Source organism: Saccharopolyspora sp. 6V (assembly GCF_020176785.1).
Taxonomy (GTDB): domain Bacteria; phylum Actinomycetota; class Actinomycetes; order Mycobacteriales; family Pseudonocardiaceae; genus Saccharopolyspora_C; species Saccharopolyspora_C gregorii.
In genome coordinates, this window is the sequence record NZ_JAIUKB010000044.1 from 25,440 (window position 1) to 40,823 (window position 15,384).

Annotated in this window: 14 protein-coding genes and 1 other RNA gene; 5 read left to right on the forward strand and 10 right to left on the reverse strand. The window is 74.4% G+C overall.

Annotation, left to right across the window (positions count from 1 at the left end):
* The 5 genes from LCD35_RS10205 to LCD35_RS10225 form a co-directional block, all read right to left on the reverse strand.
* Positions 1 to 582, reverse strand: a complete 582-nt coding sequence (locus LCD35_RS10205) for a hypothetical protein (RefSeq protein ID WP_224956166.1) — start codon at positions 580 to 582, stop codon at positions 1 to 3.
* 80 nt (positions 583 to 662) lie between these two features.
* Positions 663 to 2,642 (reverse strand): hypothetical protein, encoded by a 1,980-nt coding sequence (locus LCD35_RS10210; protein WP_224956165.1) that lies wholly within the window; start codon positions 2,640 to 2,642, stop codon positions 663 to 665.
* The gene (locus tag LCD35_RS10215; RefSeq protein WP_224956164.1) at positions 2,639 to 5,542 is read right to left on the reverse strand and encodes an ATP-binding protein; all 2,904 of its coding nucleotides are present in this window, start codon (positions 5,540 to 5,542) and stop codon (positions 2,639 to 2,641) included. Before LCD35_RS10215 ends, LCD35_RS10210 begins: the two co-directional genes overlap by 4 nt.
* Positions 5,517 to 6,107: a hypothetical protein gene (locus tag LCD35_RS10220; protein ID WP_225044085.1), complete on the reverse strand. Its 591-nt coding sequence runs from the start codon at positions 6,105 to 6,107 to the stop codon at positions 5,517 to 5,519. Before LCD35_RS10220 ends, LCD35_RS10215 begins: the two co-directional genes overlap by 26 nt.
* Before the next feature lie 6 nt (positions 6,108 to 6,113).
* Positions 6,114 to 6,422 (reverse strand): hypothetical protein, encoded by a 309-nt coding sequence (locus tag LCD35_RS10225; protein WP_224956162.1) that lies wholly within the window; start codon positions 6,420 to 6,422, stop codon positions 6,114 to 6,116.
* A 548-nt stretch (positions 6,423 to 6,970) separates the two neighbouring features.
* Here LCD35_RS10225 and rnpB point away from each other — a divergent pair.
* Together rnpB and LCD35_RS10235 are read left to right on the forward strand one after the other, a co-directional pair.
* An RNA gene (gene rnpB, locus LCD35_RS10230) (RNase P RNA component class A) lies at positions 6,971 to 7,363 on the forward strand.
* A gap of 199 nt (positions 7,364 to 7,562) precedes the next feature.
* Positions 7,563 to 8,099, forward strand: a complete 537-nt coding sequence (locus tag LCD35_RS10235) for an NAD(P)H-dependent oxidoreductase (RefSeq protein ID WP_225044086.1) — start codon at positions 7,563 to 7,565, stop codon at positions 8,097 to 8,099.
* A 32-nt stretch (positions 8,100 to 8,131) separates the two neighbouring features.
* Here the strand turns inward: LCD35_RS10235 and LCD35_RS10240 are convergent, their stop codons facing one another.
* The 4 genes from LCD35_RS10240 to cobC are packed head-to-tail and all read right to left on the reverse strand — an operon-like array spanning position 8,132 to position 11,913.
* Positions 8,132 to 9,262 carry a bifunctional RNase H/acid phosphatase gene (locus LCD35_RS10240; protein WP_225044087.1) on the reverse strand — a complete coding sequence of 377 codons (1,131 nt, stop codon included), beginning with the start codon at positions 9,260 to 9,262 and terminating at the stop codon, positions 8,132 to 8,134.
* Complete coding sequence (locus LCD35_RS10245) at positions 9,262 to 9,990, reverse strand: zinc ribbon domain-containing protein (RefSeq protein WP_224956159.1); 729 nt, start codon at positions 9,988 to 9,990, stop codon at positions 9,262 to 9,264. The genes LCD35_RS10240 and LCD35_RS10245 overlap by 1 nt, the downstream gene beginning before the upstream one ends.
* Entirely contained in the window at positions 9,987 to 10,847 is an 861-nt protein-coding gene (locus LCD35_RS10250; protein ID WP_225044088.1) for a Nif3-like dinuclear metal center hexameric protein, read from the reverse strand. The genes LCD35_RS10245 and LCD35_RS10250 overlap by 4 nt, the downstream gene beginning before the upstream one ends.
* 31 nt (positions 10,848 to 10,878) lie before the next feature.
* The gene (cobC, locus tag LCD35_RS10255; protein ID WP_224956157.1) at positions 10,879 to 11,913 is read right to left on the reverse strand and encodes an Rv2231c family pyridoxal phosphate-dependent protein CobC; all 1,035 of its coding nucleotides are present in this window, start codon (positions 11,911 to 11,913) and stop codon (positions 10,879 to 10,881) included.
* A 118-nt stretch (positions 11,914 to 12,031) separates the two neighbouring features.
* Here cobC and LCD35_RS10260 point away from each other — a divergent pair, with 118 nt between their 5' ends.
* From LCD35_RS10260 to LCD35_RS10270, 3 genes are all read left to right on the forward strand, one after another.
* On the forward strand, positions 12,032 to 12,487 hold the full coding sequence (locus LCD35_RS10260) for a low molecular weight protein-tyrosine-phosphatase (RefSeq protein ID WP_225044089.1): 456 nt from the start codon (positions 12,032 to 12,034) through the stop codon (positions 12,485 to 12,487).
* A gap of 113 nt (positions 12,488 to 12,600) precedes the next feature.
* The gene (locus tag LCD35_RS10265; protein WP_224956155.1) at positions 12,601 to 13,467 is read left to right on the forward strand and encodes a fructosamine kinase family protein; all 867 of its coding nucleotides are present in this window, start codon (positions 12,601 to 12,603) and stop codon (positions 13,465 to 13,467) included.
* Positions 13,468 to 13,565: 98 nt separating this feature from the next.
* On the forward strand, positions 13,566 to 14,396 hold the full coding sequence (locus tag LCD35_RS10270) for an SURF1 family protein (RefSeq protein WP_224956154.1): 831 nt from the start codon (positions 13,566 to 13,568) through the stop codon (positions 14,394 to 14,396).
* Here the strand turns inward: LCD35_RS10270 and LCD35_RS10275 are convergent, their stop codons facing one another.
* Complete coding sequence (locus LCD35_RS10275; RefSeq protein WP_224956153.1) at positions 14,397 to 15,347, reverse strand: cobalamin biosynthesis protein; 951 nt, start codon at positions 15,345 to 15,347, stop codon at positions 14,397 to 14,399.
* Between the last annotated feature and the right edge of the window lie 37 nt (positions 15,348 to 15,384).

Sequence of the window (15,384 nt, forward strand, 5' to 3'; positions counted from 1 at the left end):
TCAGCTCACCTTGTTGTAGCCGGAGACGCGCCATCCCTGCTCGGTTCTCATCACGTCGACCTCGATGTCCCCGGCGTCGGTGGGCAGCCGGGCCGCGATCGAATTGGCGGTGGAGCTCAGCGGGACCGCAGGCCCGGTGATCCGGGTGGACGGCACGTTCGCCGGGTCCACCGAGGTCATCACCGTGATGAACTCGTCGGTCGTGTAGGGCCGCAGCGACTCCACCCACTTCCCGGCGGGGGTGCCCGGCGGGTGGGTGGCCCACTTGGCGCCCCACGCCTCCACCACGTGCAACCCGGCCGGGTCGGCCGGTGCCGGCGCGGGCGGCGTGTTCGGCACCGAGATCGTCGGTGGCGCGGGAGTCGGGCTCGCCGGCGCCGGAACCGCCTGGTGCTGCTCGGTGCCGCCCGACGGGTCGCGGTAGTTCCGCGAGGGCGGTGGCTCCGGCAGCATGATCCCGATGGTGGTGGCCGCGGCCGCCAGCACGATCACCGCGGTCACCAGGTGCTTCGGCGAGCGCAGCGGCCAGCCCCACAACCTCCGGTAGACCGCGGCGCGTCCCCGATGCGTCCGGATCGGCATGGCCCGTTCCCCTTCACCCGGCCGGTCGGGTTCGCGCCCGCCCGGCCCGCTGCAGCTGTCGAATCACCGGTCGCGGCCGATCAGTCCCCATCGGCCACCTCCAAGCCCCGGGACGGCCGGTACACCACGTACACCGGCTTGCCCGCGACCACTTCCATGTCCGCGCGGCGCGGCGCGGTCGGCTCCGCCGGGGAGGGGATCGGGGAGCTGTCCGCGCGGGACGGCACCAGCACCGGCTCCTCCTCCCGCCGGTCCCACGAGGCGTCCGCGACGGGCGCGGTGTCCACGACGCGGCTCGGCCTGCCCTCCGGCAGCGCCGCCGCCGGGCCACCGGGTCGCCGGGACTCGGCGGGACCGGAGGCGGGCAGCGCGGGCGAACCCGCCCCGCCGCCGGTCGGCGAACCGCTGCCGGGCAGCGCCGCCCACGGGCCGCCCTGCCGGTCCAGGCGCTGCGCCGTCACCGACATCGTCTGGTGGTCGGCCTCCGGGCGGGTGTGGCGCCTGCCGCGCTGCCCGGCCGGGTCCGGCGGCGGCGCGTCCGGGTCGGATTCGCGCACCTGCTCCCAGAAGTCGCCGCTCGGATCGTCGGCGGACCTGCGGCCGCGGAACCGGCCGAGCACGCCGCGGGCCTGCGCCACCCCGCCGGAACCACCGATCGAGAGCTGCACCATCTGCCCCATCCGGCGGACCGGTTTCCCGACCATGATGAACACGATCGTCACCAGCCCGGCCAGCAGGATCTGCGTCAGCACCGGGAAACCGCGCAGCGGGTTGAAGATCCACGCCAGCACCCAGGTGTGCAGCCCGGCCATCGCCGCGATCACCAGCACGTTGAGCATCGCCGCCCCGCCCACGCGGCCCACCGCCCGCAGGATCTGGTGGTTGAGCAGCGCCACCAGGCCGATCAGCGGCCCGGCCAGGATCAGCACCCGCAGCAGCACCTGCGCCAGCAGGATCGCCGCCTTCGCCATCAGCTGGAACGAGGCGAACGCGAGGCTCTGCACCAGCGACAGCATCCCCGCGCCGACGCGGCTGCCGTCCTTGCCCTGGAAGTAGCCGTAGGCGCTGGTCGTGCTGAGCTGCCCGGCGACGTTGGTGAACGCCGTCTCCTTCGGCGTCGACGGCCCCGCGTCGGCCCCGGCCGCCACCTCCTGCTTCGTCCACGCCTGGGCGCGCAGCAGCTCGCGGCCGTACTGCTCGGCCTGCGGGGTGTCCGGCGAACCGAACTCGCCGCGCAGCCAGTTCCGGTAGACCACCTGGTGGTGCAGCACGGTCGGCAGCGTGTTCGCCTCGTCCACCCCGACCTGCTGGAGGAATCCGGCCTGGACCGCCGATGTCCCGGTGATCACCACCTCGTCCAGCGCGTGCGTGTAGATCATCGGGGTCAGGTAGGTGGCGGAGGCGAACCACAGCCCGGCCAGCGCCCACATGGTGCGCTTGCCGATCGAGGCCAGGTCGCCCTGCCAGATGTAGCGGAACAGCAGCACGGCCAGCACCAGCGCCGCCACCCCGAACCACGGGGTGAACACGCTGTCGTAGAGCGCGACCGTGCCGGTGGCGATCAGGTCGTCCAGCGGGCCCATCAGCTCGCCGTTGAGCAGCGCGTAGTGCAGCCCGTTGGTCGCGCCCACCAGGTTCTTCGAGACGTTGAACAGCTCGTTGCCCAGCCAGGTGTCGACCAGCGCGTTCGGGTTCATCACGCCCTGCGGCCCGCAGCCGAGCCCGTAGGTGTGCCACACCAGCCCGGCGTAGCCCACCTCGTCGTAGGCGGTGCCCGGCTGACCGGAACCCAGCGGCGCCGGGTCGATCGCGCCGACCATGCCGGAACCGGGGCGCTCCGGGCTCGGCGGCTCCGAGCAGTCCAGGCTCTGCGCCGAGGCCGGAGCCCCGATCAGCGCCTGGATGGCGACGAGCGCGCCCACCAGCAGCACCGCCGAGCGGCGGCCGCGGGCGCGCTGCGCCGGGAGCCGCCGGGCGCGCCGGGGCAGCACTCGTTTCGCGGCCCGCACCACCGCCACGATCACCGCCGCCATGATCGTGGGCGCGACCAGCGCGCTCACCGCACTTCGTCTCCGCCTCGACCGGGCCGCTGCTGCGCGCGCTCGGTGCCGACCGTGCGTTCCTCGCCCGGCCCGATGCCGACGGATTCGAGCTCGAACTCGTCGAAGCCCTCGATGTCGTCGGCGTAGTCGTCCTCGGGCACGTGCGGTGGCGAGGGCAGCGGCGGGGTGTCGGAGTTCGCCGCGCCCTCCGCCCCGGGCAGCGCCCGCAGGTCCTGCTCGGACTCCGAGCTCGCCGGGGTGGTGTCCAGCGCCTCGCGCAGGTGCTCCAGGTGCGGTCCGCCGAAGTCGATCCGGATCCGCTCCACGCCGCCCGCACCGTCGCCGAAGATGAACTGCCGCGGCGCCCGGTCCCGCTCGGTGCTGCCGCGCGCCGGGCCGGGCTTGCGCCCGAGGGCGGACACGACCTGCTCGTAGCCGGCGCCCACCGGGACCTTCAGCAGCCGCAGCGCGTCCGACTGGGCCTGGTCGTCGTCGAGCCTGCCGACGAACACCGAGTCCAGCAGCGACACGAAGCCCTGGATGCGCAGGAAGTCCGCCGGGATCTGGCTGGACAGCAGCACGCGGACGTTCCACTTCCGGGAGTCGCGGGCGAACCGGTTCATCAGCACCCGGCCCGTCGGCACCTCGGACAGGAAGAACGCCTCGTCGATCCAGACGCCCTTGCGCTCGTTCTTCGGCCGCTCGTACACGGAGCGCTGGGTCAGCCACGCGGCCAGGTTCAGCATCTCCACGCCGAGGGCTTCGGCGTCGGTCCAGTGCTCGCGACCGACACCGTCCTTCGGCAGCGTCAACCCGGCCATGGTGAGCACCGTCAGCCGGTCCTCGCGGGTCTCCGAGTACGGGTCGGCGTCGGCCTCGGGGATCAGCAGCGACATGCGCTCCCGGATCTCGTCGAGGAAGTCGGCGACGACCACCGCGTGCTCGTGGTGCTCGGACGCGTCGCGGCGCAGCGCCTCGAACACCATCCCCGGGTGCGCGTCGGGACGTCCGCCGACGGCGCGCACCGCGCGCAGCAGCACGATCCGGGTCTGCGGCAGCCGCGCCACCTCGTAGGGCAGCAGGCCGGTGAGCACGTCCAGCACCAGCCGTCGCCGGGTCGCCGCCGACAGGGCGCGTTCGCGCCGCCAGCTGCGCTCCGGGTCGTCCTCGTCGACGAAGTGCTCCAGCTGCGGCTCCGCCACCACCCGGTACGGGTTGAGGATGCCGGGCTGGGCGTTGAGCAGGTTGATCGGGCGCGCGTAGGGCCGCAGCTCCGGCAGCTTGCACAGCTCCGCCAGCGGACCCGACGGGTCCAGCAGCGTCCAGTGCGCCCCGGCCCGCAACGTCTTGTAGACGGTGCCGCCGCCGAGGAACGACTTGCCGCCACCGAGTCCGGCGACCATCGCGGTCAGGCCCGAGGCGTCCCGCACCTCCTGCGCCATCCACGGGTCCCAGGCCACCGGGCGCCGCGTCGCCGTGCAGGTCTCGCCGAGCAGGATGCCGCGGCGGTCGCCGACCTCCGCGGTCGCCTGCGGCACCGAGGACGCCGCCCACACCACCGAGCCGCGCCGCATGTAGGCGCCGGAGGCCAGCTGCTCACCGGGGATGAACTCGCGGGCCATCGCGTACTGCGCCTCGGGGTGCTCGATGGCGACCTTCGGCTTGTACAGGTCCAGGATCTGCTGGGCGAGCCGCAGCGCGTCCCGCTCCGTCGGCCCGGACACCGCCAGCCGCCACCACGAGCGGACCCGGGTGGCGAGCGCGGTGAACCCGGTGCTCATCTCGTCGTCGATCTCCAGCACCCGGCCCGCCTGGCGGGCCAGCGAGGTCGGCGGCTCCAGGCCGTGCTCCTCGGTGTAGTGCCGGACCTGCGAGCGCACCTTGTTCATCTGGCGCTGCAGCTCGCCGCCCACGTCCTCCGGGCGGCGGACGTAGATCCGCGCGGACCACTCGACCGGCGCGGGCAGCCGGTCGGAGTGCTGGATCCACGGGTCGTCGATCTCCGGGATCTGCAGGCCGTGCGTCTGCCCCACCGTCAGCACCGCGACGTGCCGGGTGATGCCCGCGTTGGAACCGGTGCGGCCGCGCACGGTGGCGGTCGGCGAGTACGGCTCCTGGTACATGTCGGCGGCGTCGGTGAACGACGCCAGGTCCTCCGGCTCCCACTCGGCGCCGGGCACCGCGGGCAGGTTCCGCGGCGCGGGCAGGCCCAGCGAGCAGGACCGGTGCATCAGCCAGGAGATCTCCTCCGCGGTCACCGGCCGGCCGTCCAGACCGGCGGAACCGATCACCTGGTCCAGGTGCTCGATCTCGCTGTCCAGCGCGACCAGCTCGGCGTCCACCGCTTCCGGGAACACCCGGCGCAGCAGCGGGGCGGCGCGCTCCACGGCGCGGTCCACCACGTTCCGGGTCTGCACCTGGACGCCGAGGTAGACCTCCTTCTCCGCCATCGAGCGGCCCATCAGCTGCTGCTGCTCGCCGACCATGTAGTCGTCGAAGCTCAGCGCGCCGGGCACGTCCGGCAGGGCGCCGCGCGCGTTGTGCACGTGCGCCTCCGCCCACATCCGGATCGGGTAGGGCCGGCTGGTGACGCGCAGGTGCATCCACCGGCCCTGCAGCTCGGCGTACTGGCCCGCGATGGCGGCGATCAGGTCCTGGCGCTGCGAATCGGAGCGGAACGACCAGCGCTGCGGGGACAGCCGGTACCAGGCGAACACGTCCTGGCCGGTGCGCAGCAGGTGCCCGTCGATGGACCGGGCGGCGATGGACGGCGTGTAGCTCGGCAACGACTGCTCGTCGGGGAGCCTGCGGTCCTGCCGCTTCGCCTTGCCCCGCGCCCCGCCCCTGCCCTGCGGGGCGCGCTGGGGTGCGCCCGGCCCTGGGGCCTGGCGCTCACCGCCTCGACGGCGACCGAACACCGCGAACCTCCTTGCTACGCGCACGCCCGCCTGCGGACCGGGTCCGTTCCGCGGACTTCCTGGGGCGGCGGACCTGCCGGGTCGCGCCGCCGGTGGGCTGGGTCCCCTGCTGGACCCGGTTCGTCCGCCGGGTCTGCCGGGCGGGGGTCGCCCGGCCTCGCCGGGCGGACTTCTTGGCTCGTCCGGACTGCTTCTGCTTGGGCCGCGGCCGCTCGGCGCGCACCTTGAGCCGGGCGGCGCCCGCCGCACCACCGCTGCCGGTGGTGCGCTCCCGCGGCGCGGTGAGCTCACGCAACCACATCACCATCACGGCTCCCAGCGGCCGTTCGTGGGTGATCCGGGAACACACGATCCGCGTAACCAGGATCGTGAGGACGACCGCCCAACCGGTGGAGAAGAAGCCGAAGCCGATGTTCATCCGCCGTTCGATGGCCAGCACCAGCAGGAACACGACGGTCCCCACGCCCCAGGCCACGTAGCGCGCCCGCCACGGGAAGGTCGCCTTCGGCGGGCCGAGCCACACGGCGTCGACGCGGTACACCTCGTCATCGGTGCGGATCCGCACGGCTGATCACCCGTTGGTGCTGAACAGGCCGGCGATGAACGTGCCGATGTCCACGCCCGCACCGGTGACCGCGAACCCGATCAGCGCCAGCGCCACGAACACGCCCATCACGCGGCGCATGACGCCGGCGTTGTCGCCCTTGCCACCACCGAGCCACAGCAGCAGCAGCGCGACCGCGAGCAGCAGCAGTGGCAGCAGGTTGTTGAGGATCCAGCCGCGGATGCCTTCGGTCCCGAGACCAGTCTGCTGCGCCAACGGGTCGAGCGCGGCCAGCACGTGCACGTGCGCCAACGTTTCCAGCGACATGGCGGTCATCTTGTTACCCCTGGATGCGTGAAGGGTCGTCGGGCGGGTACGTCGGCCGACCGGATCTCCCCGGCGCGACGGTACGAGTAGAACATGTCATGGTCACCAGCAGTAGTGGTCGATCGAGCACCACAGATGACGTCGGCACACCGGCTCAGTCACCGAATGGGCCGATCGGGCTTGACTCGGATGGAGCAGTGCGCGCGGCGGAGCGGAAGGCGGGCACGCGCCGGATCGGGAACCACGAATCGTTCACCCTGTTGCGAGCCCCTTCCTCACGGACCGTGCACGAATCGGCCGGTCAGTGGAATTCGGCACACCTCGCCGCGGCGCACCGGAACCCGATCACCGGACATCGCGCGACGAGACCGTCGCCCGCCACCCGGACGTGATCTTGACTGCATCCAGCGTAGCGGCCGCACCGGTCACGGCCGCGATCAGGTCGCTGCACGGGCAGTGACCAGCGACCCGGTTCGGCGTCGTCGGAAATGACCGGATCCGCGCAGGCCGGGCCGCGTCGGGCGTGCACCCGCGATCGCTAGACTGGAGCCGGTGGATGAGTCGGCCGGGCGGCCGCGTCGCGGGAGACCGCGTCGAGGAAAGTCCGGACTCCACAGGGCAGGGTGGTTGCTAACGGCAACCCGGGGAGACCCGCGGGACAGTGCCACAGAGAACAGACCGCCCGACCGGTTCGCCGGACGGGCAAGGGTGAAACGGTGGTGTAAGAGACCACCAGCGCCCCGGGTGACCGGGGCGGCTAGGTAAACCCCACCCGGAGCAAGGCCAAGAGGACGCCACGGCGTCTGCGCAGGTGTTCGAGGGTTGCCCGCCCGAGCCTGCGGGTAGGCCGCTGGAGCCTGCCGGCGACGGCAGGCCGAGATGGATGGTCGCCGACCGGACGATCGCGAGATCGCCGGGAACAGGATCCGGCTTACAGGCCGACTCCTCCACCCCCTCTTCCCGTCCGGTGGAACCGGATTGACCGGATTCGCGGGCGTTGCTCTACTTCCCGGATGACCGGTGCCCGGCTGACCCGCTGCCGCTTCGTGGACTTCGCCCGCGTCGGCACCGCGCGCTGTTCCGCCTGCTGAACGATCGCCGCCACGCCCGTTCCGGCCGGATCCCGGCCGCACGCAGGAAGAACTCCCGATGCGCACCGTCGTCACCGTCGTCGCCAGCCCGCACCCCCGTTCGCGCGCGGCTGAACTGGACCGCGCCGCCGCCGACGCGCTGCGCGGCGCCGGGTTGCGGGTGCGGCGGCTGCCGCTGGAACTGCTGCCGGAATCGGCGCTGCTGGCCGGGCGCGCGGACGCCCCGGCGCTGCGCTGGTCGCGGCGGCTGCTGGAGCACGCGGACGGGATCGCGCTGATCACCCCGACCTACGAGGTGTCCGGGAGTCCGCTGCTGCGGGCCTGGCTGGACGTGGTGCCGCCCGCGGGCGAGCGGCCGGTGCAGCCGGTGTGCCTCGGGTCCACGCAGGCCCAGTCGGGGGCGGCGGACTACGCGGTGCGGCGGCTGCTCACCGACCGCGGGGCGCGGCGGGTGGCCCCGGCGTGCTTCCTGTTCGACAGGTGGCTCACCGCGGGCGACGACGGCTGGGAGTGGGACCAGCGCGCCACGGCTCGCCTCACCGGCGCCCTCACCGCCTTCGCCGACGACCTCGCGGGCGCTCCCGCCGCGGCCTGAGCCGGGCGGGGGGGGGCCCCCCCGGGCCGGGCTCAGAGGTGCGAGATGTCGTTGACCAGGCGCACCGAGGCGTTGTCGTCGGGGTAGAACTCGACGATCGACAACGAGGCCAGGTCCAGGTGCAGCCGGTAGTACAGCGACGGTCCCACGTCGAGGCCGAGCCGCAGCATCGCCTTGATCGGGGTGACGTGGCTGACCACGACGACGGTGCGCCCGGCGTAGCGGTCGACGATCTCGTCGCGGACCGCGGTGACCCGCTCGAAGACCGCTTCGAGGCTCTCCCCGTCCGGCGGTTCCACCGTGGAGTCGCCGAGCCAGCTGCGGTGCAGCCGGGGGAACTCCGCGGCGGCCTCGGTGAAGGTGAGGCCCTCCCACCCGCCGAAGTCCGTTTCGAGCAGGCCGTCGTGGAAGGTGAGCTCGGAGCCGGTGGCGGCGGCGATCGCCTCGGCGGTCTGCCGGGTGCGGCCCAGCGGGGACGCGAGCACCGGGGCGCCGGGGACGCCGTCCATCTCGGCGAGCCGGGCGGCGGCGGCCCGGGCCTGCCGCTCCCCCAGTTCGGTCAGCGGCACGTCGCCGCGGCCGGAGTAGCGGCGGTCCACCGACATCGCGGTCTGCCCGTGCCGCACCAGCAGGATCTTGGTGGGCGAGCCGACGGCCCCGTTCCAGCCGGACGGCCGGGTGCGGTCCTGCGCGGCGGTACCGGACTCCGGAGCGGTGCCGGCGGGCCCGGCGGTACCGGCGGGCGCCGCGTCGGAGCCCCCGTCCGCGCGGTCGTCCATCGCCGCGTTGGCGAGCCGGTCCGCGTGCGCGTTCTCCGCCCGCGGGATCCAGTCGAAGGTGACGGACGTGAACCCGGCGACGAGCTCCCGCGCCTCCTCGGCGAGGGCCCGCAGCACCTCGTGCTTGATCTTCCACCGGCCGGAGAGCTGCTCCACGACCAGCTTCGAGTCCATCCGCACGGCGACGTCGTCGGCACCGAGCTCGGCGGCGGCGCGGAGCCCGGCGAGCAGCCCCTGGTACTCGGCGACGTTGTTGGTCGCGACGCCGAGCCACTTCGACCGCTCGGCGAGCACCGCCCCGGCGGCGTCGCGCACCACCGCTCCGCACCCGGCGGGCCCCGGATTGCCCCGGGAACCGCCGTCGGCTTCGACGACGACGCGCATCAGGAATCCTTGGTGCGCACCAGGATGGCGCCGCACTCCTCGCAGCGGACCACGTCGTCGGCGGCGGTGTCGCGCAGCTCGGCGAGCTTGGAGCGGTCGAGCTCGATGCGGCAGGCCCCGCAGCGGTTGCCCTGCAGCGGGCCGACGCCGACGCCCTTGGACTCGCGGATCCGGTCGTAGAGGGCCAGCAGCGGTTCCGGCAGCGTCCCGGCCACCGACTGGCGTTCGACGGTGCGCTTGGCCTCGGCGGTGTCCAGGTCGGTCATGGCCTCGTCGCGGCGGTGCTGCACGTCGGCGAGGCGCTGCTCGGCCTCCTCGACCCCGGCGCGGGCGCGGGCCACGTCGGATTCGAGCGCTTCGCGCTGCTCCATGACGTCGAGGAGCTCGTCCTCCAGGTTGCCCTGGCGGCGGGCGAGGGTCTGGAGCTCGTGCTGGAGGTCTTCGAGCTGCTTGGCGCTGCCGCCGGACTCCATCAGCTTGCGGTCGCGCTCTTCGCGCTTGCGCACCTGGTCGACTTCGCCTTCGAGCCGCTTCGCGTCGCGGTCGATGTCGCCGAACGAGGTCTGCGCGGCCACCAGCGAGTCCCGCTGGGCTTGCAGCTCGCGTTCGCGCTGGCCGATCTCCTCGAGTTCGGGCAGCGTGCGGCGGCGGTGGTTGACGCGGTTGAGCTCGGCGTCCACCTCCGCCAAGTCGAGCAACCTGCGCTGCACGGCGGGGTCGGCTTTCACGCGGGAGTCCTCCCAGAGTCGGGGGCCGTACCGGCGGCGTGAGCGGTCCACGGGTCGGTCCGGCATGTGGAGACGAGAACCTCGACAGTATCCGGTAGCGCCGCGCCGACGACGTCGGCAGCCTGCTGGCACCACGGCCACTCGCTCGCCCAGTGCGCCACGTCCACCAGGGCGGGCACCTGAGCTCCCGGGAGGTCGCCGCGCGCGATGTGCTCCCCGGCGGGGTGATGCCGCAGGTCGGCGGTGACGTAGGCGTCGACGCCCGCGGCCTGCGCGGTGCCCAGCTGGGAGTCCCCGGCGCCACCGCACACGGCGACGGTGCGGATCTCCCGGTCGGGGTCGCCCGCGCCGCGCACGCCCCAGGCAGTGGTGGGCAGGTTCTCGGCGACGCGCTGCACGAAGCGGCCGAACGGTTCCGGCTCGGGCAGCGTCCCGATGCGGCCGAGCCCGGTGGCGGAGCCCTCGGCGTGCGGCGCGAGGGGCCCGGTGACGGTGAGACCGATCGCCTCGGCCAGCGCGTCGGAGACGCCGACAGTGGCGGTATCGGCGTTGGTGTGCGCGCAGTACAGCCCGATGCCGGCGCGGATCAGCCGGTGCACCAGCCGCCCCTTCGGGTCGTCAGCGGGGACGCCGTGCACGCCGCGCAGCAGCAGCGGGTGGTGCGAGACGAGCAGCTGCGCCCCGAAGTCCACCGCTTCGTCCACAGTGGACTCGACCGGGTCGACGCAGAACAGCACCCGCTGCACCACCGACTGCGGGTCCCCGCACACCAGCCCGACCGCGTCCCAGCTCTCGGCGAGCTCCGGCGGGTACGCGGCCTCCAGCGACTCCACGACGTCCTGAATCCGCACGGTCATCCGAATCGCACCCCTTGGTTCGGTCTTCGCACTATCCGAGAAGTTCGCGCAGCGCCCGGACCAGCACCGCGTTCCGCGCCGCATCGCGCACCGCCACCCGCAGGTGGTCCGGCCCCAGCCCGGGGAAGGTGTCGCCGCGGCGGACCGCGATGCCGCGCTCGCGCAGCGCGGCGCGCACCTTCTCGCCATTGTGGACTTCCAGCAGCAGGAACGGTCCGCGGGCCGGTCCGGCGACCGCGACGCCCGGCACCGCGGCCAGGTCGGCGGCGAACCGGTCCCGGGCCTCGGCGATCTCCACCGCCGCCCGCTCGGCCTCCGCGACGGCCTGCGGGGCGCAGCAGGCGGTGATCGCCGCCAGCGCGAGGGTGCCCAGCGGCCAGTGCGGGCGCGGCGCGGCCAGCCGCGCCAGCAGCTCCGGTTCGCCCAGCGCGTACCCGGCGCGCAGGCCGGGCAGCGCCCAGGTCTTGGTGAGGCTGCGCACCACCAGCACACCCGGGATCCGCTGCGCCGCGAGGGATTCCGGCTCGCCCGGCACCGCGTCGGAGAACGCCTCGTCGACCACGACCAGCCGCCCCGGGCGGGCCAGCCGCCGGATCGTCGCGGCCGGGTGCAGCACCGACGTGGGGTTCGTGGGATTGCCCAGCACCACCAGGTCCGCCTCGTCCGGCACCAGCGCCGGGTCCAGCCGGTGCTCGTCCAGCAGCACCCGCCGCACCGGCACGTCCGCGGCGCGCAGCGCGAACTCCGGCTCGGTGAACGACGGGTGCACCACCGCGGCCAGCGACGGGCGCAGCCCGGGCAGCAGCGCGAAGAGCTCCGCCGCCCCGGACAGCAGCAGCACCTCGGCCGGGTCCCGGCGGTGCCGCTCGGCGACGGCGGCGCGGGCCGCGAGGTCGTCGGCGGCCGACGGGTAGCGGCCCAGGTCGTCCAGCGCGGACGCCAAGTGCTCGCGCAGCCAGCGCGGCGGCCGTTCCAACCGGACGTTCACCGCGAAGTCGAGCAATCCCGGTTCGGCGTCGACATCACCGTGGTGGCGCAGCAGCGCCCGCTCGTCCCCGCTCGTCATCGGAGGCAGTCTAACGACCGGCGGATGATCACCGGCGCCGATTCCCGGACCGGCAGCGGCGCCCCGTACGGTCGTTGGCCGGACATGTCGAGCCCGGTAGCCGCGCAAGGAGCCGCACGTGCACATCTCGTTCATCTGCACCGGGAACATCTGCCGATCGCCGATGGCGGCGGTGGTCTTCCGCGAACACGCCCGCCGCGCGGGCCTGGCGGAGGTCGAGGTCAGCAGCGCCGGAACCGGGCCGTGGCACGTCGGCGAGGGCGCCGACCCGCGGACGCTGAAGGTCCTCGCCGACCACGGCTACCCCACCGAGCACGTCGCCGCGCAGCTCGGCGACGAGCACCTGGAAGCCGACCTGCTGCTGGCGATGGACGCCGGGCACCTGCGGGTGCTGCGGGACGCGCTGGACGACCCGGAGCGGGCCCGGCTGCTGCGCTCCTTCGACCCGGCCGCCGACGACGGCGCCGAAGTGCCCGACCCGTACTTCGGCGGCGACCGCGGCTTCGAGGACGTGCTCGCCATGATCGAAGCGGCGATGCCCGAGCTGCTCGACTGGACCCGCGAGAACATGTGAGCCGCCGGGTCGTCGGACCCGCGGTCGTCGCCGCTCCCGCCGGCGGCGGGGCCGCCGACCGGGCACGCGACCCGAGTGCCGCCCGGCACGAGTTCGAGGACGAGGCAGGTCCCATGGGTGAGATCGAGGACGTGGTGCTGCGCTGCACCGGATCCGCGGCCGTGTCGGTGCGGGCGCTCGGCGGCGGGGACGCCGGGGACTCCCGGTCGGTGCGGCTCGCCGACGGCCGCGAGGTGTTCGTGAAGACCAACCCGGACGGGATGCCCGGGGCGGTCGCCGCCGAAGCCGCCTCGCTGGCGTGGCTCGCCGAACCCGAGGTGGTGCCGGTGCCCGCGGTGCTCGGCAGCACCGAGCGGCACCTGGTCACCGAGCACCTCGGCTCCGGACCGCCGTCGGCCGCCGCGGCCGAGGAGCGCGGCCGCGGCCTGGCCCGGCTGCACGCCACCGGCGCCTCCGCGCACGGCGCACCGCCGCCCGGCGGTCCCACCGACGCGTGGATCGGGCTCGCGCCGATGCGCAACGAGCCGTGCCCGGACTGGCCCGAGTTCTACGCCGACCAGCGGGTCCGCCCGTACCTGCGCCGCGCCGTCGACGCCGGACTGCTCGGCGGGGAGGCCGCCGCGCTCGTCGACCGGGTCTGCGAACGGCTGCCCGAGCTGGAGGGCGCCGACGAGCCGCCGTCGCGGCTGCACGGCGACCTGTGGGCGGGCAACGTGCACTGGGACGGGCGCGACGCCTGGCTGATCGACCCGGCGGGGCACGGCGGGCACCGGGAGACCGACCTGGCGATGCTGGCGCTGTTCGGCTGCCCCCACCTGGACCGGGTGCTGGCCGCCTACGAGGAGGTGCGGCCGCTGGCCGAGGGCTGGCGAGCTCGGGTGGGCGTCCACCAGCTGTTCCCGCTGCTGGTGCACGCGGTGCTCTTCGGCGGCGGCTACGCGCGGCAGGCCGTCGCCGCCGCCCGCGAAGCCCTGGGCTGAGGCCGCCGGCCCGCTCACCTGGGCCGGGATCGTGTGCTGCACCGCACTGCGCCGGGGGTGGAGGGGACCTCCCGGTCCGCGCCGCCTACCGTGGTGGGGTGCGCCTGAAGTTCCTGCTCCGGCCCGGCTGGATCGGACTGATCCTGCTGGTCGTGCTGTTCGCGACGTTGTGCTTCACGCTCCTCGCGCCCTGGCAGTTCGGCCGCGACGACGAGACCCAGGCGCGCAACGCGGCCATCACCCACTCGTTCACGGCGGACCCGCAACCGCTGGCCGAGGTGCTGCCCGGCGGCGCCGCCCCCGGGCCGGACACCGAGTGGACCAAGATCACCGCCACCGGTTCGTACCTGCCGGAGGGCGAGACGCTGGCCTGGTTGCGGTCCGTGCAGGGCGAGCCCGCGATCGAGGTGCTCACCCCGTTCCGCACCACCACCGGCGAGACGCTGCTGGTCGACCGCGGCTTCCTGCGCCCGGTCGGCACCGACGCGCCGGACTACGACCCGGCGCCCGCCGGGCAGGTCACGATCACCGCGCGGGTCCGGATGGACGAGCGGGACCAGGAGCACCGGCCGGTCTTCGACCGCCAGGGGCACCGCTGGACCTACTCGGTGGACTCGCACGTCGTCGGGGCCGGCACCGGGATCGCGCTGCGGCCCGGCTACTTCGCGCTGGTGGAGGACCAGCCGGGCACGCTCGGCGCGCTGCCGCTGCCGCAGCTGTCGTCCGGGCCGTACTTCTCGTACGCGCTGCAGTGGATCTCGTTCGGCGTGATGGCGCTGGCCGCCATCGGGTATCTGATCTACGCGGAGCTGCGGCCGCCGGAGGACGCCGCCACGGGCGGGGCGCGGAAGCCGCGCAAGATGTCCGTCGCCGAGGCGGTCGCCGAGGACGAGCGCCGCGAACGCGAGCAGGCCGGTTCCGGCGAGTGATCAGCCGCGGCGCCGCACGCCGAGCGCGACCACCGCGACCGCGGCCAGCGCGCCGGTGACCGAGCCGATCACCCGGGACAGCTCCACGCTGCGCCGCACGTCGCCCGCGTCGGCGGTGCGCCCCTCCCCCATGATCGGCCGCTGCTCGGTGGTGTGGCCGTAGACGGTGCGCCCGCCGAGGCGGATCTGCAGCGCTCCGGCGAACGCGGCCTCGATCTGCCCGGCGTTCGGGCTCGGGTGCGCGGAGGCGTCCCGCCGCCAGGTGCGCCAGGCACCGCCCGCGGAACCGCCGACCACGGGCGCGCACAGCGCGGTCAGCACGGCGGCCAGCCGCGCGGGCCCCAGGTTCAGCGCGTCGTCCAGGCGGGCCGAGGCCCAGCCGAACCGCAGGTAGTGCGGGCTGCGGTGCCCGACCATCGCGTCCAGGGTGTTCGCCGCCCGGTAGCCGAGCAGGCCGGGGACGCCGAAGACCGCGCCCCACACCAGCGGGGCGACCACGGCATCGGAGGTGTTCTCCGCGAGCGATTCGACGGTGGCCCGGGCGAGCCCCTGCTCGTCGAGGTGCGCCGCTTCCCGCCCGCACAGGTGCGCGAGGCGCCCGCGCGCGCCGTCCAGGTCGCCCGCGTCGAGCAGCCTGCCCATCGCGGTGCCCTCGTCGGCCAGCGAGGCGCCGCCGAGCACCGCCCAGGTCGCCAGCGCCGTCACCGCGGCCTCCGCGGCCGGGCCGCCGCGGCGCGCGGCGCGGTCGGCGAGCACGCCCAGCGCGGCGGTCCCGCCGACGAGCAGCCCGCTGTAGAGCACCCCCGCGGCGCGTTCGTCGCGGTGCAGCACCCGCTCCGCGGTCTGGGCGAGGCGACCGAAGCCGGCGACGGGATGCCCCCGCCGTGGGTCACCGAGTGCAGCGTCCGCCGCGACTCCGAGTAGCAATCCGACCGCTCGTCCCGCTCTCACCGCCGAGTCTCCCCCTTCGTTCGCCCGTCCGGGCAGC